Consider the following 24123-nt stretch of genomic DNA (forward strand, 5'->3'; position numbering starts at 1 on the left):
TCGATATCCACCCCTGAAAAAGGACCCAATCCAATGAAAAAGACACTGACTGCCGCCATAGCCGCCGCGTCGCTTGCCACCGGTGCCCTTGCCGATGACACCACATCCATCAAGCCGATTGTCGGCAAGTTTTTGGGTGCCGTCCTGCAAGGGGACGTCGACACGATGCGGCAATTGGCCAACCCGGATTACATCCAGCACAACCCCTTCATCCCGACGGGGCTGGAGCCCTTCATCGAGATGCTGCCCGTGCTGGCAGAGGCGGGCACCACTGCCGAGAACATCCGCATGTTCGAGGACGGCAACTATGTCTTCATGCACAACATCTGGCGCAATGCCGCGCCGTTCGGAGCCGACACGATGGTGTCCTTCGACATCATCCGCGTAGACGAGAACGGCAAGGTCGCCGAACACTGGGACGCGTTGCAACCCCTCGTGATGGAAACCGCCAGCGGCAGAAGCCAGACCGACGGCCCGACCGAAGTGACCGATCTGGACAAGACCGAGGACAACAAGGCGCTGGCCGTGGCGTTGATCGAAGACGTGCTGATGGGCAAGAACCCGGCCAAGATCACCGAATATATTAGCGCCGACAACTACGCCCAGCATAACCCCTTTATCAAGGACGGGCTGAGCGGGATCATCGAGGCGGTCGAGGCGCTGACCGCGCAGAACAACATGTTCCAATACACCAAGATCCACGCGGTACTGGGCGAGGGCAACTTTGTCCTGACCGTCAGTGAAGGCGAATGGAATGGCACGACCAACGCCTTCTACGACCTGTTCCGCATGGAAGACAGCATGATCGTCGAGCATTGGGACGTGATCCAGCCTGTGCCGACGACGGGCCTCGCCAACACCAACGGCATGTTCACCGGGTTCGAGGGCGTTGGCCCGGACTCGATCGGGCAATAGACATCATCACGACAAAGCCCGGCCAACGGGCAGCGCCCAAGCAGGCGGGACACCTCGCCCGCCTGCCAATCGCAATCCATGCCCGCAATCATAGAACAGCGCACGACCGGCCGGTCGTCTGCCTGATGATCGATAGAAGGAAAGCGAATGCCCGCCGATGAACTGACACCTGAGAGCTATTGCCAGCGCCCGGACGTTGTTCGGGCGGTTGAAAATCCCCGCTCGCCGCGTAGCGTGCTCAACTACATGTGCGGCTGCGATACCGCGAAGCCGGAAATCCGCAATAGCCTGAACCTGGATGAGACTGTGCGGCCCTTGATGACAATCTGGTTCCAAAGCGGCCGGAGTCTCGACGCGTTTTGCCAGCCCTTTGCGCCGGTTGTGCGTGAACTGAAGGCCGATCCGCCGGGTTTGACCGGCGAAGGCTGGGACAGCCTTGAAGGCACAGCGGCCAAGGTGCTGCTGGCCGACCAATTGTCTCGATCCTGTTTTCGTGGCAGCGCTGAAGCTTTTTCCTATGACCCGATTGCCCGTGACCTGATGCGCACGTTGATGGCCCCGCAGATGATCGACGACACGCTTACCCTGCCGGCCGCCATTCTCTATCTGCTTCCCTGGGCCCTGGCGCATTCTGAGGATGTGGCGGATCTGGACCTTGCCTGCGACTTTGTCGATCTGGCCATCGCAGCCCATCCGAATTTCAGACTGTTTGCCGAGCGCAACAAACCGGCCATCGACCAGCACCGCCAGGTTCTGAAAATATTCGGCCGCTACCCGCAACGCAACGCCGAGTTTGGTCGCGAGACTACGGCGGCTGAGAAAGCATGGCTCGACGATAAGGAAAACCTGCCCATCTGGGCGGGCGGCAAGGCGTCTTTCAGCCAAAGAATTGGATAATTGAGGCATGACACACACACAGATTGCCCGTCCGAATGCGCATGCATGCTCATGCGAATGATTGCCTTTTCGCATGACTTGCGCACGGGACGCACGAAACAGGCGCAGAAGGGGTCGAACCCTACACTGTTGCCGTGGTTCTTCCAAGCGGTGCCACAATCGATACGCCTGTAATCGAAAGGACTGATCGAAATGTCTTCCACTTTTAACTCCACCCTCGGCCTTCTGCTATGCCTTGCTCCGGCTATCTTCCATACTGTCGAAGTTGCCCGTCCGCTCTGGGCACGATGGGTCGTGAACTGGGTGCTGCCGTTCTTCGCTCCCGGCCTGCCGCGCCCGTCGAAGGCACTGACCCATAATGACCAGATCGGCATGCTGGACGCCGCTCTCGACGCTGCGCCGAAGGAAAAGGGTCCCGCAGGTGCGGACTACATCTTTCTTATGCTGTTCGAGCAACGCCAAGGCGCGCTGGCCTTCATCGCGGTCGCGGTTGGTGTCCTGTACGGACTAACTCTTCCCTTGGCCGACCGCCATGCGTTGCATTTGGTCTTCGGCGTGATGGCGACCCTTTTCGCGCTGGTGAATGCCAACCATGCCGGTGTTCCCGGACTTGGGCATCACCCCAGGGTCAGCCGCAATGGGCGCAATGTAGGCATCCTCTTCGCGCCGTTCTGGGCGGCAGCGGCGATCTTGAACTACATCGGCTTCAGCAACTGACCGCTGCGCGGTTTGGAAATGAACCCACCTGCAATACTACGGGGCTCATGGTTCGGACCCAAGCAAGCGGTAAGGTATATCTGGCTGTTTTTCGTATTCACAACACTTATCTGGAGCTAACACAATGCGGAGCCCCGTACCTGATCTCATTCATGGCCTTCGTTGCCTTTCTTCGATTTTGTCAAAGGCCGAAAGCCATTGTGCAAATCGCAAGATTGACCCAGACGCCCTTCTGAAAGCGCGGCCGTATCCAGATATGTTCAATCTGACTCGCAACGTCACCACGGCCTGCGATTCTGCAAAGTTTACAGCCGCCCGTTTGTCGCAGACCGAGCCACCCAGATATGAGGACAACGAAGCGTCATTCGCGGAGCTTCAGGGTCGCATCGCGAAAACAATCGCATTTCTGGAGACCAACCCCCGATGCCGCTTTCGCTGCCGCCGAAACACGCGAGCTGGCAGTGCCGCTCTCGCCCGAAGGAACGGCTCGCGACGGGCGGACCTATCTCACACGCTTCGGATTCCCGAACTTCTACTTTCATCTGGCGACGGGCTACAACATCTTGCGCCACAATGGCGTGCCCTTGGGAAAGCGCGATTTTCTTTGGGCGAGTTGAATTGCTCAACAGAGGTCCGGTCTATGGGTCGAAGCGAACGATCAGACCGGCAATCCAGAAACGTAGGCACCAAGCGCGACGCTGGCGAAAATTTTCAGCCCTAAGGACATCGCATCTTTCCTTGACACCAAATACTTACCATTAGTAAGTTTCAGGGATAACTAGCCAGTCTACAGCCGCGTGCCGGAACATGTGCAGAACCGTATCAGCGCCGCGATGGCCCACTTAGGAGAAGTGCTGCAGATGATCGCAAAGATGAGGCAAGTTTCGAACATCTGCTCGAGCCGGCGCACGCTGACAGGCGGGGGAAAGGTCAAGATCAAACTGTCCTGTTGCCGTCTACGTTCTATTGGCGGCGGCGGGTCATGACATCATTAGCCGATCTGTTGGCGAGCGTCTTCGACCGACGTAAGGTGTGGCCTGCACCCGCAAGACCTAGCGAGAAATCAATTGCCGAACTGGCGTTCGAACTGGTCGGCAGTGCAGGCGAAGCATCAGGACTTGCGTCAGCTGCCGCCATATTGGCAATTTACTCCTCGCTTGACGATGCGAGCAAGCTTGCCTTCTTCCGGATGCTGTCAGTCGAGATGAATATATCCGCGGACAAGGTGCGTCACGCGCTGGATTTGTATGAAGCCTCTCCTTCAAGGGCCACCTACCGAGACTTCGCCGTTGCAGCTGAGCCGCCGCGGCAGGAGTTGATCCGTAGGCTGAACAGGGTGCCTGGAGCGACAGGCAGTCTGGTGCGTATGCGGGCCGATTTGCTGCGTTTGGGCCGGGGCGAGCCAGATCTTGAAGCGCTGGACCTGGATTTTCGGCATCTCTTCGCGTCGTGGTTCAACCGTGGTTTTCTGGTGCTGCGACCGGTCAGTTGGGAAAGCCCTGCACACATCCTCGAAAAGATCATCGCCTATGAAGCCGTTCATGCGATCGACAGTTGGGATGACTTGCGGCGGCGGCTGGAGCCTGGAGATCGACGTTGTTTTGCTTTCTTCCATCCAGCTATGCCGGACGAACCGCTGATCTTTGTAGAGGTCGCCCTTACACAAGGCATCGCACATTCTATTCAAACGCTCTTGTCTGAGAACCGAGAGGAAAACCCTGTAGCAGAGGCGGATACAGCGGTATTCTATTCAATCTCTAATTGCCAACCTGGACTTGCTGGCATTTCTTTTGGCAATTCGCTTATCAAGCAAGTCGCTGCGGATCTATCGCAAGAACTGCCCGGAATCCGTACATTCGTGACGCTGTCCCCGATGCCCGGCTTCACCGAATGGCTGTCGGAAACGGGTGTCGATACTAAACATGTCGATGTACAGGCGCTCTGCGCGCTTGGCGCCTATTTTCTTGCCCAAGCGAAAGATCGCAAAGGGATGCCTTTCGATGCCGTGGCACGTTTCCACCTGGGCAACGGGGCTATCCTGCATCAAGTCCATGCTGATGCGGATCGCTCTGAGAAGGGTCTCGGTCAGTCTGCAGGCCTGATGGTCAACTATCTCTACGACCTAAGCCGAGTAGCGCAGAACCACGAGCGGTTCGCCACGACAGGTGAGGTCGCCACTTCACCTCAAGTGCGTGCGCTTTGTGCGCAGGCAGAGAAACTTCTTCATATGGAAAAGACAGCATGACCAACCCGCTTTTCGATCGATTGTTCGCGAGGCATGCTGGCAAGAGCAAACCGTTTTTGAGACTGGTCGACGGAACCACCGTTTCATATGCCGCCTTTCTTGGTCTTGCCGCGCGGATTGCTCATCTTTTGACACAAAGCGGACTGCAAGCCGGTGATCGTCTGGCAGCCCAGGTTCAGAAGTCGCACGAGGCGTTGGCCCTCTATGCCGCTTGCGTCCAAGCGGGAGTAGTTTTCCTGCCGCTGAACGTTGCCTACACCACTGAAGAGTTGAATTATTTCATCGAAGACAGCGGCGCGCAGATGATTGTCTGCGACGGCAAGGTGGCAGCGGCGCTGTCACCTATCGCCACTCGGCTTGGGGCTTCGCTGGAAACACTGAACCAGGACGGGACCGGGTCGTTGATGGAAGGCGCGCGGGTGATGCCGGAAGCGTTTCCCACAGTAGATCGTTCATCTGAAGACCTTGCAGCTTTGTTATACACCTCCGGGACAACTGGGCGCTCAAAAGGGGCCATGCTCAGTCAAGGAAATCTCCTGTCGAATGCAGAGACTTTGGCAAAGGAGTGGCAATTCACGCCTGACGACGTGCTGCTACACGCCCTCCCGATTTTTCACACACACGGTCTTTTTGTAGCAACCAATGTGACTTTGGTTTCAGGGGCATCGATGATCTTCCTGCCTCAATTCAATGTCGATCAGCTGGTCGGACTCATGCCCGACGCAACAGTTTTGATGGGTGTTCCGACCTTTTACACACGGCTACTGGACCACCCCGAATTTGATCGCCACCGAGCGTCCGGCATCAGACTGTTTGTGTCTGGTTCAGCTCCACTTCTTGCAGAGACCCATGTCCAGTTCGCAGACCGTACGGGGCACCATATCCTCGAACGCTACGGGATGACCGAAACCAATATGAACACGTCAAATCCCTACGATGGTGAGCGGCGCGCGGGAACGGTCGGACTGCCTCTTCCAGGGGTGGAGGTGAAGGTAACTGACCCAGAAACCGGCGCTACTCTGCCCGAGAACACTGTGGGACAGATTGAGGTTCGCGGACCAAACGTATTCAAGGGCTATTGGCAGATGCCCGAGAAAACCGCCGCCGAGTTAAGAGGCAACGGGTTCTTCATTACTGGCGATCTGGGGAAGATCGACGATGACGGCTACGTCCACATTCTGGGGCGCAACAAAGATCTGATCATTTCCGGCGGATACAACATCTATCCCAAAGAAATCGAACTGGTGCTGGATGCACAGCCAGGCGTGCTCGAAAGCGCCGTCATCGGCGTGCCGCACCGTGACCTGGGCGAGACAGTCATCGGGTTGATCGTGGCCGAGCCCGGCCAGTCGCTGGACCTAGAGCAGATCATGGAGGCGATTCAGGGGACGCTCGCACGATTCAAGCAGCCCAGACGGCTCATCGTTGTGCCGGAATTGCCTCGAAATGCGATGGCCAAGGTGCAGAAAAACATCCTTCGGGAACAGTTCAAGGATGCAGTCCATGCGGTCTGAGGCGGTTCTCAGAGCAACGAAGTTCGAGGTGCCCATCGCGAGATGAGTTCGGAAAGACCACGGTGACCTTCGAGGAGGAAGGCGCCGTAACTTAGGAAACCAAGGGAGGAGAGACTTATGACCAAACGTTTGATTGGCCAAGGCGGAATGACCCGTCGGGGCCTTTTGAAAAGCGGGATGGCAATGACGGCCGCAGGGTTGGTGCTGCCGGCCGGCATGACCATGGCTCAAGCAGAACCGAAGAAGGGCGGGACCCTGCGGATCGGCTTCAACTCGGGCAGCACGGTCGACAATTACGATCCCGGCGTGTGGGATACGAACTTCGTGCAGGTCTTTGCCCAAGCGCGGCACAACTACCTGACGGAAATCGCGGCCGATGGCTCGCTGGTCGGGGAAGTCGCGGAAAGCTGGGAGGCCAGCCCCGATGCGATGATCTGGACGCTGAAGATCCGATCAGGCATCACCTTCCACAGCGGGGGCACTGTCACCGCCGAGGATGTGATCGCGTCGATCAACTACCATCGCGGACCGGAGAGCACGTCGGCTGCCAAGCCGATCGTCGATCCGATCGTCGAAATGAAGTCAGACGGGCCGAATACGGTCATCGTCACCTTGAGCGGCGGGAATGCCGACTTCCCCTATCTGATGTCGGACTATCACCTGCCGATCATGCCCGCCAAGGATGGGAAGATCGATCCGACCTCGTCGGACGGTTGCGGCCCCTACAAAGTGGACAGCTTCGAGCCTGGTGTAAACGCGGTTCTGAGCAAGCATCAGGGCTATTGGAAAACTGATCGCGGTCATTTCGATGGGCTCTTGCTGCTCGCTCTTCCAGATCCGGTCGCGCGGCAGAACGCCCTTCTGACCGGCGAGGTGGACGTCATCAATCAACTCGACCTGACGACGGTTTCGATGATGTCCCGCAACTCATCGATCCGCGTGGTCTCCGTGACCGGCAACCAGCACTTCTGCTTCCCGATGGACACGCGGGCGGCACCGTTCAACGACAACAATGTGCGGCTTGCGCTGAAACATGCCCTCGATCGTCAGGAAATGGTCGACAAGATTCTCTATGGCTATGGCGCGGTCGGAAACGACAACCCGATCGGGCCGACGCAGCAGTACTACGCCGCCGATCTGCCGGTGAACAGCTATGACCCTGACAAGGCCAAGTTCCATCTGGGCAAGGCCGGGCTGACCTCGCTCGACGTTTCTCTGTGGGTGGCAGAGGCCGGCTTCACCGGGGCGACGGACTCTGGTTCACTCTATGCGGAACGGGCCAAGGCCGCCGGCATCAACATCACGGTCGAACGCGCCCCGAACGACGGGTACTGGAGCAACGTCTGGATGCAGAAGCCGTGGGTTGCTTCCTACTGGGGTGGTCGTGCCACCTGTGACTGGATGTTCTCTACCGCCTATGCGGCGGGTGCGCCCTGGAACGAAAGCTACTGGGACAATGAGCGGTTCAATACATTGCTGCTTCAAGGGCGGTCCGAGCTCGATGATGCCAAGCGGGCGGAGATCTACCACGAGATGCAAGCCATCGTTTCGAATGAAGGTGGCGTCGTGATCCCGATGTTCGCGAGCTTTGTCATGGGCGTTTCCAACGCGGTCGCGACGCCCGATGTCGTCGGCGCGAACTGGGATCTTGACGGGTTCCGCGCGGTCGAGCGCTGGTGGTTCGCCTGATCCTTTCGGTTATCTGAACGGGCTCTGGCGAGGATCCCTCGCCAGAGCCTACAGGCCAGTGCGGCAACAAGACCGCAGGCCGCGCATGTAATCGGGGGGATAAAATGAACGAGATCTGGCGAATGATCGGGCAGCGGCTGCTTTTGGGCCTGCTGACCCTTTTCATCATTTCTGTGGTGATCTTCGGGGCGACGGAGCTTTTGCCGGGCGACCTCGCACGCGAGTTGCTTGGGCAGTCGGCCACCGAAGAAACACTTGCAGCACTTCGCGAGCAGCTTGGCCTCAATGATCCGGCGCCGCTGCGCTACTGGAACTGGCTGGCCGGTGTCTTGCAGGGCGATTTCGGGATGTCGATGGCGACACAAAAACCGATCTCGGAACTGGTTGGCGCAAGGTTAGGAAACACGCTTTTCCTGGCATTGTATGCGGCGGCCCTGGCTGTTCCCTTCGCACTGCTGCTTGGCGTTCTGGCTGCCCTTTGGCGCAATTCGATTTTTGACCGTGCATCGAACGCACTGGCCCTTACCGCGATTTCCTTTCCCGAGTTTTTCGTGGCCTACACTCTGATCTTGTGGTTGGCGCAATCGGGCCTCTTCCCGTCGATGGTGCGCATCACGGGAAGCACGACGACGGGCGATCTCTTGTACATGGCTTTCTTGCCCGCGCTGACCCTCACCCTTGTCGTCACAGCCCACATGATGCGGATGACCAGAGCCGCGATCATAAACCTGCTGGCCAGCCCCTATATCGAGATGGCGCGTCTGAAGGGTATGTCACCGATGCGTGTCGTGCTGCGCCACGCGGTGCCGAACGCGCTGGCCCCGATCATCAATGTGGTGGCACTGAACCTTGCCTACCTGATCACCGGCGTCGTGGTGGTTGAGGTGGTCTTTGTCTACCCGGGCCTCGGACAGTTGATGATTGACGCCGTGTCCAATCGCGACATCGCCGTGGTGCAGGCCATCGCGCTGATCTTCGCCTCGGCTTACGTCCTTCTCAACCTTCTCGCGGATGTGCTCTCGACGATCACCAACCCGCGCTTGATGCACAGGAAATAGGGGCATGACCATACTGATTTCCATAATCGTCGGACTGGTTCTGTTCTTCATGATCGGTTTTGCCGCTCGCTCCGCATTGCAGGCGGTGGCTCCGGCCCATCACAAACCAACCTTCCGCGACATGCCGCTGACGGCTTCCTTCGGACTGGCGGTCATCCTGTTTTATATCTTTGTCGCCGTCTTTGCCCCGTTGATTGCCCCTTACGGCGAGAGTGAGGTTCTTGGCGCCCAGTTCTTGCCGTGGGCATCCCCCCACTATCTCGGCACCGACAAGCTGGGCCGTGACATGCTGACCAGGCTGATCTATGGCGCGCGAAATACCGTGGGCATCGCTTTTGCCACCACTGCGCTTGCGTTCTTTGTGGGGTCGTTCCTTGGAATATGGGCGGCGCTCGTCGGAGGCTGGCTCGACCAATCGTTGTCGCGTTTTGTTGATGCGTTGATGGCCATTCCAGCCCTGATCTTCTCGCTGCTACTGCTCACAATCTTCGGGACATCGGTCCTGACTCTGATCCTCGTCATAGCGGCTGTTGATGCCACACGCGTCTACCGTCTGGCGCGCTCGGTCGCCCAAGGGATCGTGGTCATGGACTATATCGAGGCTGCTCGCCTCAGGGGCGAAGGCATGTGGCGTCTGATCCGTCGGGAAATCCTTCCGAACGCGATGGCACCCCTGGTGGCCGAGTTTGGCCTTCGGTTCTGCTTTGTGTTCCTGTCAATCTCGGCGCTGTCGTTCCTTGGCCTTGGTATCAAACCACCGACCGCCGACTGGGGCAGCATGGTACGTGAAAACGCGACGCTGATTACCTTTGGCGACATCACCCCCTTGCTGCCCGCCGGGGCCATCGCGCTGCTGACCGTAGCGGTGAACTTCGTGGTGGACTGGCAATTGCACCGCGCCAGCGGTTTGAAGGAGTAGGCCATGGAAACGACAAGGCTTCTGACCATCGAGGGCCTTAAGATCGAAGGCCGCTCTGGTGACGCCTGGCATGAGATTGTCAAGGGTGTGGACCTTACCCTGAACAAAGGCGAGGTGCTGGGCCTCATCGGGGAATCCGGGGCTGGAAAGTCAACGCTGGGTCTGGCTGCAATGGGCTTTGCCCGGGACGGCTGTCGTATCTCGGGCGGGACTATTGACTTTGACGGGATCGACCTGCGGATCGCCCCCGAAACGCTAAAGCGGGGACTGCGCGGCAAGCGTATAGCCTATGTCGCTCAATCGGCAGCGGCGAGCTTCAATCCTGCGCACAAGCTGATCGACCAGTACAGCGAGGCGCCAGTCGTGCATGGTGTCATGCCGCGCAAGAAGGCCGAAGACGACGCGGTAGAACTCTACCGTCGCATGCGCTTGCCCAATCCGGATGAGATCGGTTTCAGATATCCGCACCAAGTCTCAGGTGGGCAGCTACAGCGAGCGATGACCGCCATGGCGATGTCCTGCCGTCCGGACCTGATCATCTTTGACGAACCAACGACTGCGCTTGACGTTACCACCCAGATTGAGGTCATGGCCGCAATCCGCGACATCGTACGGCAGTTCGGCACGGCGGCGATCTATATCACGCATGATCTTGCCGTCGTTGCCCAGATGGCCGACCGCATCAAGGTTCTGCTCAGGGGCAATGAGGTGGAGGAGGCCGACACCCGCTCGATGCTGGCCACCCCGCGTGAGGATTATACCCGCAGCCTCTGGGCCGTGCGCAGCTTTGCCCGCGCTGAACACCCTCCGGCAAGCGGAACGCCGGTGGTCTCGGTGCGCAATGTGACCGCAGGCTATGGAGCGGTGGATGTGCTGAGAAATATCAGCTTTGACATCCACGCCGGACGTACCGTGGCTGTAGTAGGTGAGAGCGGATCGGGCAAGTCAACGACCGCCCGGGTCATCACAGGTCTTTTACCGCCACGAGAGGGCGAGGTCCTCTTCAATGGCAAACCGTTGCCAGCCAGCTTCAAGGCCCGCGCCCGCGATGAACTTCGCCAGTGCCAGATGATCTACCAGATGGCCGACACCGCTCTGAACCCAAAGCTTCGCCTGCGCGAGTTGATCGGTCGACCGGCAGAGATGTATCTGGGGCTGAAAGGAAAGGCACTGGACACGCGCATCCGCGACCTTCTGGCGCTGATTGAACTGGAACCCGACAAGTACATCGATCGCTTTCCATCCGAGCTTTCGGGTGGGCAGAAACAGCGCATCGGCATCGCGCGGGCCCTTGCTGCTGAACCGCAGCTTATCATCTGCGACGAGGTGACCAGTGCTCTGGACCAGATCGTGCAAGAGGGCATCCTCAAGCTGCTTGACCGACTGCAGAGCGAGTTCAACCTTGCCTACATGTTTATTACCCATGATTTGGCCACGGTGAAATCCATCGCCGATGAGGTGGTAGTGATGCAGCAGGGTGCCGTGGTCGAGCATGGAGCGAAAGCGGAGATATTTGCTGATCCGCAGGAGGATTATACAAGGCTTCTGCTCTCGTCAGTTCCGGAAATGGATCCTGACTGGCTCAACCGCCTCTTGGTTGCGCGCTCGGGCTTGACTCCAAATGTTTGAAGCACACGGTGCTTTGCGCAGGTCGAGAACCGATACGCTAGGAAGACTATCGTAGCGACGGCGCAGTCGGGTTCTTTTCTTTCGGTAAGTTTCTGACTAGCTTGGTCAGACAAAGTTAAATCTCTCGGATTTTCGGTCCGCAGATAAAAACTGACAAAGGAAACTACCAATTGCGATCAAGGTCGATCCGTACCATCCGACGTGCCGAACTCTCAAAGGCGGCATTCGATGCTGTGGTCCTTTATGGACTCCGTGGGACGACACTTGAGAAGGTCGGCGAGATTGCAGGCGTTTCCAAGGGTGTCGTCTTGCATCATTTCAAAGACAAGAGCACTTTGCTTGAGGCCGTAATCCGCCGAACCAACGGAATGCTCAGCACGTCGCTGGTCGAACTTTACCGGCACGCTGAGACACCCTATGAGCGGCTTTGGGCCATCATCATCGCGAATTTCCATGAGTCGATCTTCAATCAGGCAGTCTGCCAGGCATGGGTGTCGCTTATGGCAGAGGTTCCCCATAACAGGTCATGCCAACGCGTGCAGATTGCCAACTACGCGCGCGTGTCCAGTAATTTTTCGCATGAGTTGAAGCACTTTGTTGCAATAGATGAAGCCAAGATCATCGCGCGCCAACTCAACTTGTTGATTGACGGCATCTGGGTGCGGGTTGGCTCGCGGGTCGAACCGCTCGATAGAGACCGTGCAATCGGCGACCTAGAGTATTTCCTGATGCGGTTTCTGCCAATGGATGAAGAAAGCATCCAAAAGCATCGGGCTGCACGCGAAAAGATCGAGAACGTGGCACGTATCGCATTGGGAACGCGTGCATTTCTTGAGACCGCAATTGCACGCTGATGGTCAGTCACCGGCCATGACCCGCGTTAGGTGGTCTGCGATCTGACGGATAGACTGTTGCGCCTCGGGCAAGTCTTCATACCATTCAAAGACGTGCCATAGTCCTTCCCACACCTGCACATCGACCCTCGCTCCGCTGTCGCGCAACCGTTGTGCCAGCCGTACCGCTTGGCTGAGCAGCAGGTCGCGGGTTCCTGTGCTAATCAAGACCGGAGGAAAGCCAGAATCGAACATGCCGTTGATCGGTGAAATCAACGGCTGATCCATATTGTTGGTCCCCGCATAATAGCCTGCCGCAATATCCGAATTGCGCCGAGTCAATGTGGGGTCGCGGCCATCGTTGAAGGTCAGGCTATCGCCTGCGTTGCTCGGGTCGCACCACGGCGACAGAAGGGCGGCAGCACCGGGCAAGCGCAATCCTTCCGCTTTCGCTTTTAGCATCCAAGCGAGCGACAGGTTTCCCCCTGCAGATTCCCCCACGATTGCAAAGGTCCGATCAGCAAGGACCTGGTAGACCGTAAAGCCATCGTCCAGGGCTGCGGGCCAGGGATGTTCGGGTGCCAGCCGATAGTCCGGCACAATGACCCTTGCACCGGTCAGGGCCGAAATTGGGGCAATAATCGGCAGGTCTTCGATCGGGCTTCCTTCGACCATCCCACCGCCAAAACCATAGAGTATAGGCCAGTCAACCCGCAGGGCTGTTGGGCACACGTCCAGGCAGCGCACCCCGCCAAGTGTCACTTCATCTAGCTTAACGCCATGCTCCTGACATATGCGTGGAGCTTCGGCATTGGCCAACGCCTTCGCTTTTGCCCGCAAGGCGGGTAGGTTTCGAGCCGATCTGTCTCTTGCTCGAACGCCTTGATCGAGAAAGTTCAGGGCCGCGTCGCTGAGATGTGGGAAGGGCGACATGATTGGGATCCCGTTGTTATTGTGCCTGTCGGCCAAAGGCGATTGACTTGCGTTTGAAAGACAACTGACGAGTGGTCATGAAATGCTTAGGTGCGGATCTGTGGTTTAGACCTCGGGGCCATCGTGTCGATCATCCCGCAGTCGGGCGACTTGATTGAAAATGTTCGGAAAGTTTGCGCAAGGCTCCCGTGTCTATCTCGACACCAAGCCCGTGTTGTCCGGACAGATGAGCATGCGTGCCGTCCACGCGAAAACCGGTGGTCGCGTACCCGGTACCAGGTTCAATGTATTCCGGGTATATCTCTGCCATCTCGGCGTTTGGGATCGCCGCGCAGATATGCAGCATCGCTGCCGCCGCAACCGTCATTGAGTTCCAGCAATGCGGAGAGATTCCGACATCTTGGCGGTCGGCCTCCTCGGCAAGTTCAAGCATATCCAGAATGCCGCCCATACCGGCAATGTCCGGGTTCAGGATATTTGCGGCGTCGGCCGCCAGAACCGAGCGGAAGTGCGACAGGCCACAGTTCTTTTCACCGGTTACGATCCGCATTCCTGTTGTCTTGCGCAGTCTAGACAGGGCCTCGATGTCTTGGCCGTCGACCGGCTCTTCAAACCAGTAGGGACGGTATTTTTCGATCCGTTCAGCGACAAAACGCGATGTCTCGAGGTCGTCTTGGCTGTCCATGTCAACCATGAGATGGGTCCCATCGCCGATGGCATTGCGCACCTGCTGCACGACGTCCACGGCCTGCGGTGCCGAATGGTTCAGCATGGGATGGACCTTCACCGCTGAATATCGCTGAGCGACCAGATCGGAGGCCCGAATAGCCAAGGAACCGACGTCCCATTGTGTGTCGCTCCAGATATTCGCGTAAACCGGCAGGGGCGTCCTGTGGTCCCCGCCAAGAACGTCACAAAGCGGTTTCTCCGCAAGCTTTGCGTGAATGTCCCACAATGCCATTTCCAACGCGCTCGTTGCGGCAGAGAAGTCCAGACCACGATGCTTTGAGGCGATCTGAAGCGCCATGGCACGAAACGCCCAGGGAGATGCAGATTGCAGCGAAGCCGCCACTTGGCCAAGCGCATGAATGATTTCTGCGACGGCTTTCTCGCGACAGGGCAGAACAAACAACTCGCCCCAGCCTGCTATTCCGCCGTCCGTGGTTACACGAAGCAGTAGGCAGGGTTTTACTTCACTCCAACCTCCTCCGCCCTTCGCTGGGGCAGTGATCCAGGTTTCGACCTGCGCCAGCACGACGTTTGCTAACCCGGTAGGCGCTTGCCAATTTGAAGATGATGAGACCAAGAGGCGACGGGCGAGTGGCTGCATTTAGCGCGTCCAGAAAGTGCGTATGAATAAACTAACCAATGGTGGGTTTATTGACAATAAGTAAGTTTTTATGAGTAGGTGTCGGTGTGAATGGCGCCTATCACCATACCCCTCTGTGCGGCGCGGGTCTGTGGGGCGGGCCAAGTTATGCAGGAACGGTGACATGAAATTCGACTACATCATCGTGGGGGCAGGATCGGCCGGTTGCGTTCTGGCCAATCGCTTGACCAGCGATCCACGCAATCGAGTCTTGCTGCTGGAAGCAGGCCCCGACAACACCGCACTATCCTTAAAGATTCCAGCAGCACTTTTGACGAACCTGCAAAGCACCAGGCACAATTGGGCTTTTCAGGGCGAGCCCGAACCATCGCTTAACGGACGGAAGATAAGGCATGACCGTGGCAAGACTATCGGAGGCTCCTCCTCGATCAATGGGATGGTGTTCATCCGGGGACATGCATTGGACTACGAAGGCTGGCGGCAGGCAGGCTGTCCGGGCTGGGGCTATGCCGATGTGCTGCCCTATTTCAAACGGATGGAAAGCTACAGTGCGGGTGGCGACGCGTTTCGTGGCGATAACGGCCCGCTGCACGTTCAGCGGGCTAATCCCAGCGATCCGCTGACGCTGGCCTTTCTCAGGGCCGGGCAAGAGGCAGGCTACCCGGCCACGGACGATCTGAACGGATATCGGCAGGAGGGGTTCGGCGTTGCCGAAAGAACGATTTTCAACGGCGAAAGGTGGAGCTCGGCTCGCGCATATCTGGACCCCGTGCGCAGTCGACCCAATCTGACAATTCAGACAAGGGCAACAGCGCATCATCTGGTGTTTCATGGAAACAGGGCCACGGGAGTTGCCTACAAGAACTCGCAAGGGCAGGATCGTCGTGGCCAATGCAGCCAAAGAGGTCGTCTTGAGCGCAGGTGCGGTCGGGACACCGCATCTGTTGATGGTCTCGGGGGTCGGCCCGGCCGATCATTTGGCGGATACGGGGGTTGACCTGCTGTGTGACCTGCCCGGTGTCGGCCAGAACCTGAACGACCATCCTGATTTCGTGCTGAAATTCAGCTGCAAGCAACCGGTGTCGCTCTGGCCGAAGACAAAGCCGTTGGGCAAGCTTGCGGCAGGCCTTCAGTGGATCACAACGCGCGATGGCATCGCAGCCTCGAACACGTTTGACGGGTTGGGTTGCATCAGGTCGGGGCAGGGCGTCGACTATCCTGATTTGCAAGTCATCCTGTCGCCGATCGCGATGGACGACGCCAGTTGGACACCGCTTCAGGAACACGCCTTTCAAATCCATGTCGGTTTGATGCGCCCATTTAGCCGTGGCAAGATAGAGCTGCGATCGTCGAACCCGGACGATGCGCCGCGCATTCTGGTCAACTACCTGTCAGATCCCCGCGACCGCGACGTGATGAGAAAGGGGATTCAGCTGGTCCGGGAAATCGTCGATCAACCGGCGTTTTCCGATTTGAAGGGACCTGAGATTTTTCCTGGTCCAACTGTCCAATCAGACGAAGACCTCGATCACGTTCTAAAGGCGCACACGACCACACAATGGCACTTGTGCGGCACCGCCCGCATGGGCACCTCGACCGACACGGGAGCCGTGGTTGACGAAAGCGGAAAGGTCCACGGGCTGTCTGGGCTACGGGTGGTCGATGCGTCGATCATGCCTTTTGTCACCAATGGCAATACCAATGCCCCTACTATCATGCTGGCCGAAAAGCTGAGCGATGACATTCTAGGCCGCGTGCCCCCGATGCGGGACGATCCCGACGTCTGGTTCAATGAGCAAGCCGCGATATCGCAGTGCTGAGGAGTCCAGCGCAGCCAAGGGACTAATCAAAACGCAGGTTTTGAGCGAAGCAGTATAATCATGGCAGTCAAGAAGCAATACCTTGACATTAAAAACTGACCATTGGTAAGTTAAGTGTGAAAAAACATCTTTGCCACTTAAGGCGGAGGCCAAAACACCAATTTCTGGGAGGAAATCATGTTGTCGACACTCAAGTCAGCTTTGGTTGCCACAACCCTTATCGCGTCTGCATCCGTTGCTTCCGGGCAATCCGTTCCCGAGTCCACCGATGCGATCAAGGTTGTTCTGAACGACTGGACAGGTCAGCTTTTCTCGGCGAACGTAGCGGGGCTCTTGCTGCAAGAGATGGGATATACTGTCGAGTATGTCAGCGCCGGTGCCCTTCCACAACATGTCGGCCTGCAACAAGGCAACCTGCATTTCGTCTCCGAAGTCTGGAGCAACAATGTCGGTGATATCTATCCCAAAGCACTGGCCGCCGGAGAAGTCGTGAATCTGGGCAGCCTCGGCCTCGATCTCAAGGAAGGCTGGGTCTATCCGCCCTACATGGAGGCGGCTTGCCCCGGTCTTCCAGATTATACGGCGCTCTATGACTGCGCGCAGGCCTTTGCGGCCCCAGAGACCTTTCCCAAGGGGCGTTTGATCACCTATCCGGCGGATTGGGGCACCAGATCAAGGGATCTCGTGGCCGCGATCGACATGCCACTCGAGCCGATCGCGGGCGGCAGCGAAGGGGCGATGATTGCGGAACTTCGCTCGGCCATCGATGCGCAACAGCCCATCCTCATGATGATGTACCAACCGCACTGGATTTTCAGCCAGTACGAGCTGAACTTCGTCGAGTGGAACCCGATCGAGGGCGAATGTGTGGAGGAGAGCCAAGAACGCGAAACCGCATGTGGTTTTCAACAGGCGACAGCTGACAAAGTTGTCTGGGGAGGGTTCGAAGCCGAATGGCCGGCCGCGTTCCGGATGCTGTCCGCTTTGACGTTGACAAACGCCGACGAAAACGCGGCTATTCTTGCTGTCGATACCCAGGGCGCCAAGGTCGAAGACATCGCGGCCGACTGGGTGGCAAAGAACGAAGCCACCTGGAAGCCCTGGATCGAGCAGGCCCTGCAATAGCATCGATCACCCTTGCACAAACGGCCGAAGACGTCCGCCCAGCATGGTTTCGACCCGATATCGTCGAAAGCCGTGCACCCATGGCCGACCGTCCGCATCGCGCGTTGTGCCTTCGATCCAACAGGAGCCCGCCATGACAAACACGACTGCCGACCCGGCCCCGGTCAGATTGTGTTGCCGGAACGTCTGGAAGGTCTATGGGGCTGACCCGGATCGGTTCTTTGAGGCCACATCGGGACCGGGGCGCGATGCCGCGACACAGGCGGCCGAAATCCGCGCCGCAGGGCACATCGTTGCCAATGCCGATGTCAGTTTTGACGTCCATGAGGGCGAGATATTCGTGATCATGGGGCTGTCGGGATCGGGCAAGTCGACCATCCTGCGTTGTCTGTCCCGGTTGGTCGAGCCTACGGCGGGTGAGATCCTGCTTGACGGTGAGGATCTGTTGAAAAAGTCGACCGCCGAGTTGATCGAAATTCGCCGCCACAAGATGGGCATGGTGTTCCAGAGTTTTGGCCTGATGCCGCATCTCAACGTGATCGATAACATCGCATTCCCCCTCAAGCTGCAAGGCATGCGCGCGGACGATCGGTATGCATGTGCCGCGCGTGTGATCGATCTGGTGGGGCTCGCAGGTCGCGAACACGACTTTCCAAATGCGTTGTCCGGCGGTCAGCAGCAGCGTGTGGGCATCGCCCGGTCGCTCGCGGTTGAACCTGATGTCTGGTTCCTGGACGAACCCTTTTCGGCGCTAGATCCCTTGATCCGCAAGCAGATGCAGAACGAATTCCTGCGCATTCAGTCGCAACTGCGCAAGTCCATCGTCTTCATCACCCATGATTTCCAGGAAGCACTCCGGATCGCCGACCGCATGGCCATCATGCGCGACGGTGCCGTGGTGCAGATCGGACGACCCATTGATCTGATCCTGAACCCGGCGGACGACTATATCCGCGACTTCACGCAGGACGTTCCATGGGAACGCATCATGTGCGCGCGCGACATCATGGAACCGGCTGACGGGCCTTTGGACGGCCTGCGTCGGGTTCCCGCAGATGTGCTGGTTGAAAGCCTGTTGACCGATCTGGCAAGCGCAGCAGCCGGCGTCGTTGTCGAAGGCACCGATGGTGCCGTTCTTGGGATTGCAACCGCCAGAAGCTTTGCTGCATCGCTGGCCCGTGGCTGCATGCCCACTAACCCCCCGGGGCGCGCATGAAGAAGATGAAGGATCGGCTTGATCGCTCCACGGTGTTGTGGCTTGGCGCAATCGTGCTGACCCTGACCGGCGTTTTCATGCAGGATCATCTGGACTGGCTAGCGCGCTACCCTGAAACATGGGTCGTGCCGTTTGCAGACGTCCTGAACGCCTTGTCCAACTGGATCGTCGGACAGTTTTCCCCGGTTTTCCAAGTCATATCCCTTCTTCTGGGCTTCCCGATCAAGGCTGTGCAGCAGGTGCTGCAGACGTTGCCTTGGTCTGTGACCATGTTCGTGTTTTGCCTGGTGGCCTATGCTGCATCGGGCTGGCGGTTGACACTATTCACCTTTGGGGCGTCGGTTTACATGCTTGCCATCGGCTACTGGGATGCTGGGATGAACACCTTGTCTCTGGTGGCGATCTCTGTTCCTTCGGCAATTCTGGTGGGCTTTGCAATCGGCGTCTGGGGGTTCCGTTCGGCACGTGCAGAGCGGATCATCATGCCTGCGCTGGACCTGCTTCAGACAGTCCCGACATTCGCCTACCTGCTTCCGATCCTGATGTTGTTCGGCTTTGGAACGGTGGTCGGGCTGATCGCGAGCATCCTGTATTCCTTTCCCCCGATGGTGCGCAACACCATCCTCGGGCTGCGCCGCGTGGCCCCGGAGGTGATTGAATCCGGACTGATGGCCGGCGCGACGTCTCGGCAGCTCTTCTGGCAGGTCCGCGTCCCCTCGGCGCGGCGACAGCTTCTTCTGGGGGTCAATCAGGCGACGATGGCGTCGTTGAGCATGGTGATTATCGCGTCCATCATCGGCGGCACGGCAGACCTTGGCTGGGAGGTGCTGTCAACAATCCGAAAGGCTCAATTCGGTGAAAGCCTTCTGGTCGGTCTGGTAATCGCACTGATGGCCATGGTGATCGATCGCGTAACAAGCGGTCTGGCAAATGGCTCGGACCGGGATGGCATGCCGCGAAACCATCGGCACCTTTGGATCATCGCGGCTTTGGGCGGCATTGTGATTTTCGCCGCGTCTCTCGTGGCTCCGATACTGAACGATTGGCCGGAAGCGTATCGCTTCAACCCCGCGCCTGTCATGAACGAGGCTCTGAGCGGCTTCATCACCACGTTTCGCACACAGATCGAAATGATCAAGACTGCGGCCTTCTATTTCGTGATGCTGCCCGTGAAGATCGGTCTGCAAGGCGCGGTCAGCCCCTTTACCTGGGGTTTTTCGCTGACCACTGCACACTCACTCGCCTTTGCCCTGAGCACGGTCGCGCTTGCCCTTTGGTCAACGACACGTCGGGGGCCAAAGGTAGGCATCGCAATCCTCGTCTTTGCCGTTGTATATTATTTTGGGCTGACCGGCTTGCCGTGGCCGGCCCTCATCCTGCTCCTAGCCCTCTTGGCCTATGGAATTGGTGGCGTTGTCCTTTCGTTTGGCACGGTTCTTGGTCTGGCTTTCATACTCGTGACCGGCAACTGGCCTGCCGCGGTGCTCTCGATATACCTTTGCGGGATCGCCGTGGTGATCGCATTCACGCTTGGCACCGCCATCGGTATCTGGGCCGCCCAAAATGACAGGGTCTCGGCTTTCGTTCGCCCGATCAACGACACGTTGCAGACCATGCCGCTATTCGTGATCCTGATCCCTTTCGTGATGGTTTTCAGGATTGGAGACTTCACCGCGCTTCTGTCGGTCATCGCCTATGCCATTGTTCCCGCGATTCGTTACGCCGAACACGGGTTGCGCAGCTTGCCGGACACTGTGATCGAGGCGGCGCGGATGGTCGGGACAACGCCGCGCCAGATGCTTTGGCAGGTGCAGATTCCGCTGGCACTTCCGGTCATAATGCTGGGCCTGAACCAGACAATTCTCTACGGCATCGCCATGCTCGTGATTGCCGCGCTCGTGGGTGCGGGAGGATTGGAGCAAACCGTTTACACCGCTCTGACCGACGGCAACGTGGGTGAGGGCCTGATCGCGGGCCTTGCTATGGCGGTCATCGCCATCATCGCCGACCGAATGACAAACGGTTGGAGCCGAAAGCGCCAGTCAGCCCTCGGTTTCGGCCCCGGATAATGGCCCTTCCTTCCACCCAATGCAGGCGCTGCGCGCTTCACAAAAGGACCCCAAGACAATGAAAACAGATGATCCGACGATGCTGGCCGCACACGACTGGGATTTTCCGGTCCCGATTGCCTATGGTCCGGGACGATTGGCCGAGATGGGGCGTCGCTGTATAGAACTTGGTATCCGCAATCCGCTGATCGTGACTGATCGCGGCAGCCGTGACTTGCCCTTTATCGGTCAACTTCAATCCTTGCTTGAGAATGAAGGGCTTAGCGCGACAATCTTTTCGGACATTTCCCCAAATCCGGTGGACAGCGAAATCGGATTGGGGCGCAAGGCGTTCCGCGCGGGCGGTCATGATGCAGTCATCGCGATCGGCGGCGGGAGCGCCATGGATGGCGGCAAAGCTATCTGCCTGACGGCCAACAACGATCATGACCTCTGGGCGTTTGAATTCGAACAGCCTGTGCCGGTTATCGGGCAGGGTGAAAACTTTCCGGCCCTGATCACCATTCCGACAACCGCAGGTACCGGTGCCGAAACCGAAAGCACCGCCATGGTGACGCACGCGGACAAGGGCATGAAGTTTTGCGTCTGGCACCCGGACCTGAAGCCGGCTCTGGCGCTCTTGGACCCGGAACTGACGGTTGGCCTTCCTCGCACGCTCACGGCCTGGACCGGGGCGGATGCGCTGGTTCATGCGATCGAGGCCTATCTCGTGCCGGGCTTTAACCCGTTGTGCGATGGCCTGGCGCTGGAAGGGCTGGCCCTGATTGCAAAGTGGCTGCCGGTCGCCGTAGATGAGCCACAGAACCTGACCGCACGGGGGGGGATGCTGGTCGGCTCCAGCCTTGCCGGGATCGCTTTCCTGAAGGGTCTCGGCATGGTCCATGCGATTTCCCACATGGTCGGAGCCGAATTCAACACGCAACACGGCCTGACCAATGCCATCCTTCTGCCCGTCGTGCTACGCTTTAACCTGCCGGGCCAGGAAGAAAAGGTGCGCCGCATGGCCCAGGCGATGGACCTGTCCGACACGTCCGTCGAAGGCTTCATTGCAGCCGTGGAAACCATGCTCGACCAGACTGAAATTCCGAAGTCTCTGGGCGAGATCGGCGTGCCTGCGGATTGTGCCGCAAGGATTGCGGACAAGGCTTTGAAAGACAGTGCCGCCCGCACCAACCCCCGTGTGGCGACACAGGCCGAAGTGCAAGCGATGATCGAAAAAGCCATCGCGCATGCGCGCTGACAGTAGGGCGGGAAGAATGCTGAACCTGACTAAATTCTACATCGATGGGCAATGGGTCGATCCTCTATCCACCGAAACTCTGCCGGTTCTGAACCCGGCGACCGAGGAACAGATCGGCACCGTTGCTATGGGCAACGCGCAGGACGTGGATCGCGCCGTGGCGGCTGCAAAGGCGGCCTTTATGGCCTTCTCCACCACGTCAAAGTCAGACAGGCTCGATCTTCTACATCGGTTGAAGGCCGCGACCGAACGGCGCTTTGAGGATCTGGCGCAGGCCATGCGGATGGAGATGGGTGCCCCGATCACAATGGCGCGGTCCGCGCAGGCGGACGCGGCCATCGGCCATCTGCAAGGCTTTATCGACGCGCTGGAACAGCTGGATGAGCGCCAGGTGCTGGCCAATGGCGATGTTCTGTTGCGTGAACCGATCGGTGTCTGCGGGCTGATCACGCCCTGGAACTGGCCGATGAACCAGATTGCGCTCAAGGTCATACCGGCTCTGGCCACAGGATCGACCTGCGTCCTGAAACCGTCGGAACACACACCGATCTCGGCGATGGTCTATGCCGAGATTATCGACGAGGCAGGCTATCCGCCAGGGGTCTTCAACCTGGTGAACGGGGATGGCCCCACGGTGGGGGCCGCCCTGTCGCGTCACCCCGACGTCCAGATGATGTCCTTTACCGGATCGACCCGCGCCGGGATCGCCGTCACACGCGACGCCGCCGAAACGGTCAAGCGCGTGACGCTGGAACTGGGCGGCAAGTCGCCAAATCTGGTGTTCGCAGACAGCGATCTCGAGACACGGGTGGCAGAGTCCGTGCGCGAATGCATGTTCAACACGGGTCAGTCCTGTGACGCGCCAACCCGGTTGTTGGTCGAGCGCGCCTGCTATGACGACGCGCTGCGCATCGCTAAGAGAACCGCCGAAAGCATCGCTGTCGGCGACCCCGCACAAGACGGCGATCATATCGGCCCGCTCTTCGACAAGATCCAATTCGATCGGGTGCAATCCATGATCGAAGTTGGGCTTGCCGAGGGGGCAAGGCTTCTGGCCGGTGGCCTTGGTAAGCCCGAGGGTGTCACGACCGGATGGTTCGTCAAGCCCACGATCTTTGCCGATGTGTCGAACGATATGCGTATCGCCCAGGAAGAGATTTTCGGTCCCGTGCTCGTAATCATTCCGTTCGAAGACGAGGCAGTGGCAATCGCTATTGCAAACGACACGCCCTATGGACTTGCTGCCTATCTACAGACTGGCGATCCCGAGCGGGCGCTGCGCGTCGCTGGACAGCTGCGCGCCGGGGCAATCCATATCAACGGCGGTGGCTTCAATTACGGTTCGCCCTTCGGCGGCTACAAGCAGTCCGGCAACGGCCGGGAAGGGGGTCTGATGGGGTTGGAGGACTATCTGGAAACCAAGACGCTGCACGGCCTTGGATGAGAAACAATAAACGCGGCGATCAATTGGTTTGCGTCCGGCACTGCAGAGGGTTGATGCCTTCCATGCTTGCCATTTGGCGGAGTGGCTCTGCAACGCATGCTCGGACAGTTGGTGCGCCAATTCCTCGTTAAGCTGTAATCGGTTACCCGGCACGACAGCCTTCTGGGTGCCGGATCTGCTGCCCTGGAAATGGTCCGCAACCCGTCAAAGGATGACCGCATGACGTTGCAGAAATCTGAACTACTAACGAGCAGCTGTTTAGCATGATGGAGGAGCGGAGCGAAACTGATTTGGCAGCAATCAGCAAGGCGGTGGTATGCACGTGAAATGCGCAGGGGATCGCGCAACTTCGCAAACGTTTCTTGACGGTCGCGTCCGGTCTGGATCGTGCGATGGAGAAGGAGGGGCAGGTTCACAAACCCACCCAAACACCGCCGTTTGCCTGTCTTCACCCGCGGGGGGCTAGACTGCCCCAATTCGTGTGCAGTAAGTGTGCAACATGGTCCTGAAAACCGGATCGCGGACCATAG

18 protein-coding genes and 2 pseudogenes are annotated in these 24123 nt (G+C 58.4%); 18 read left to right on the forward strand and 2 right to left on the reverse strand.

The features are described 5' to 3' along the window. Positions 1–33 precede the first annotated feature (33 nt). The 12 genes and pseudogenes from ACMVPR_RS02545 to ACMVPR_RS02600 all read left to right on the forward strand — a co-directional run bounded on the left by ACMVPR_RS02545 (position 34) and on the right by ACMVPR_RS02600 (position 12437). Positions 34–915: a nuclear transport factor 2 family protein gene (locus ACMVPR_RS02545; protein ID WP_416881572.1), complete on the forward strand. Its 882-nt coding sequence runs from the start codon at positions 34–36 to the stop codon at positions 913–915. A 147-nt stretch (positions 916–1062) separates the two neighbouring features. Next, positions 1063–1812, forward strand: coding sequence for a DUF924 family protein (locus tag ACMVPR_RS02550; protein WP_416881573.1), 750 nt, complete (start codon positions 1063–1065; stop codon positions 1810–1812). A 192-nt stretch (positions 1813–2004) separates the two neighbouring features. After that, positions 2005–2529 (forward strand): hypothetical protein, encoded by a 525-nt coding sequence (locus tag ACMVPR_RS02555; protein WP_416881574.1) that lies wholly within the window; start codon positions 2005–2007, stop codon positions 2527–2529. A gap of 124 nt (positions 2530–2653) precedes the next feature. Further along, positions 2654–2902, forward strand: a pseudogene (locus ACMVPR_RS02560) (DUF1993 family protein); the annotation flags it as partial. Then, on the forward strand, positions 2874–3146 hold the full coding sequence (locus tag ACMVPR_RS02565) for a DUF1993 family protein (protein ID WP_416881575.1): 273 nt from the start codon (positions 2874–2876) through the stop codon (positions 3144–3146). The pseudogene ACMVPR_RS02560 and the gene ACMVPR_RS02565, both read left to right, overlap by 29 nt. 365 nt (positions 3147–3511) lie before the next feature. Then, positions 3512–4774: a malonyl-CoA decarboxylase gene (locus ACMVPR_RS02570; RefSeq protein WP_416881576.1), complete on the forward strand. Its 1263-nt coding sequence runs from the start codon at positions 3512–3514 to the stop codon at positions 4772–4774. After that, positions 4771–6288, forward strand: coding sequence for a malonate--CoA ligase (locus tag ACMVPR_RS02575; protein WP_416881577.1), 1518 nt, complete (start codon positions 4771–4773; stop codon positions 6286–6288). The genes ACMVPR_RS02570 and ACMVPR_RS02575 overlap by 4 nt, the downstream gene beginning before the upstream one ends. A 117-nt stretch (positions 6289–6405) precedes the next feature. Beyond that, positions 6406–7977, forward strand: coding sequence for an ABC transporter substrate-binding protein (locus ACMVPR_RS02580; RefSeq protein WP_416881578.1), 1572 nt, complete (start codon positions 6406–6408; stop codon positions 7975–7977). Positions 7978–8081: 104 nt separating this feature from the next. Next, positions 8082–9035 (forward strand): ABC transporter permease, encoded by a 954-nt coding sequence (locus ACMVPR_RS02585; protein ID WP_416881579.1) that lies wholly within the window; start codon positions 8082–8084, stop codon positions 9033–9035. Positions 9036–9039: 4 nt separating this feature from the next. Beyond that, positions 9040–9954 (forward strand): ABC transporter permease, encoded by a 915-nt coding sequence (locus tag ACMVPR_RS02590; RefSeq protein WP_416881580.1) that lies wholly within the window; start codon positions 9040–9042, stop codon positions 9952–9954. A gap of 3 nt (positions 9955–9957) precedes the next feature. Then, entirely contained in the window at positions 9958–11583 is a 1626-nt protein-coding gene (locus tag ACMVPR_RS02595) for an ABC transporter ATP-binding protein (RefSeq protein ID WP_416881581.1), read from the forward strand. 233 nt (positions 11584–11816) lie between these two features. Continuing rightward, the gene (locus ACMVPR_RS02600; protein WP_416884604.1) at positions 11817–12437 is read left to right on the forward strand and encodes a TetR family transcriptional regulator C-terminal domain-containing protein; all 621 of its coding nucleotides are present in this window, start codon (positions 11817–11819) and stop codon (positions 12435–12437) included. Positions 12438–12440: 3 nt separating this feature from the next. Here the strand turns inward: ACMVPR_RS02600 and ACMVPR_RS02605 are convergent, their stop codons facing one another. Further along, positions 12441–13235 (reverse strand): alpha/beta hydrolase, encoded by a 795-nt coding sequence (locus ACMVPR_RS02605; RefSeq protein ID WP_416881582.1) that lies wholly within the window; start codon positions 13233–13235, stop codon positions 12441–12443. Positions 13236–13479: 244 nt separating this feature from the next. Then, a complete protein-coding gene (locus ACMVPR_RS02610; protein ID WP_416881583.1) occupies positions 13480–14679 on the reverse strand; it encodes a mandelate racemase/muconate lactonizing enzyme family protein in 1200 nt (399 codons plus the stop codon). Between the two features lie 218 nt (positions 14680–14897). Here ACMVPR_RS02610 and ACMVPR_RS02615 point away from each other — a divergent pair. The 6 genes and pseudogenes from ACMVPR_RS02615 to ACMVPR_RS02640 all read left to right on the forward strand — a co-directional run. Then, positions 14898–16496, forward strand: a pseudogene (locus ACMVPR_RS02615) (GMC family oxidoreductase N-terminal domain-containing protein); the annotation flags it as partial. Between the two features lie 180 nt (positions 16497–16676). Further along, positions 16677–17624 (forward strand): ABC transporter substrate-binding protein, encoded by a 948-nt coding sequence (locus ACMVPR_RS02620; RefSeq protein WP_416881584.1) that lies wholly within the window; start codon positions 16677–16679, stop codon positions 17622–17624. Between the two features lie 133 nt (positions 17625–17757). Next, positions 17758–18840, forward strand: a complete 1083-nt coding sequence (locus ACMVPR_RS02625; protein ID WP_416881585.1) for a quaternary amine ABC transporter ATP-binding protein — start codon at positions 17758–17760, stop codon at positions 18838–18840. Beyond that, positions 18837–20909 carry an ABC transporter permease gene (locus ACMVPR_RS02630; RefSeq protein ID WP_416881586.1) on the forward strand — a complete coding sequence of 691 codons (2073 nt, stop codon included), beginning with the start codon at positions 18837–18839 and terminating at the stop codon, positions 20907–20909. The genes ACMVPR_RS02625 and ACMVPR_RS02630 overlap by 4 nt, the downstream gene beginning before the upstream one ends. A gap of 58 nt (positions 20910–20967) precedes the next feature. Then, positions 20968–22149, forward strand: coding sequence for an iron-containing alcohol dehydrogenase (locus tag ACMVPR_RS02635; RefSeq protein WP_416881587.1), 1182 nt, complete (start codon positions 20968–20970; stop codon positions 22147–22149). A gap of 16 nt (positions 22150–22165) precedes the next feature. Next, positions 22166–23593 carry an aldehyde dehydrogenase family protein gene (locus ACMVPR_RS02640; protein ID WP_416881588.1) on the forward strand — a complete coding sequence of 476 codons (1428 nt, stop codon included), beginning with the start codon at positions 22166–22168 and terminating at the stop codon, positions 23591–23593. The last annotated feature ends 530 nt before the right edge of the window (positions 23594–24123 follow it).

The sequence above is a fragment of the Marivita sp. genome, from assembly GCF_048006345.1.
Taxonomy (GTDB): Bacteria; Pseudomonadota; Alphaproteobacteria; order Rhodobacterales; family Rhodobacteraceae; genus Marivita.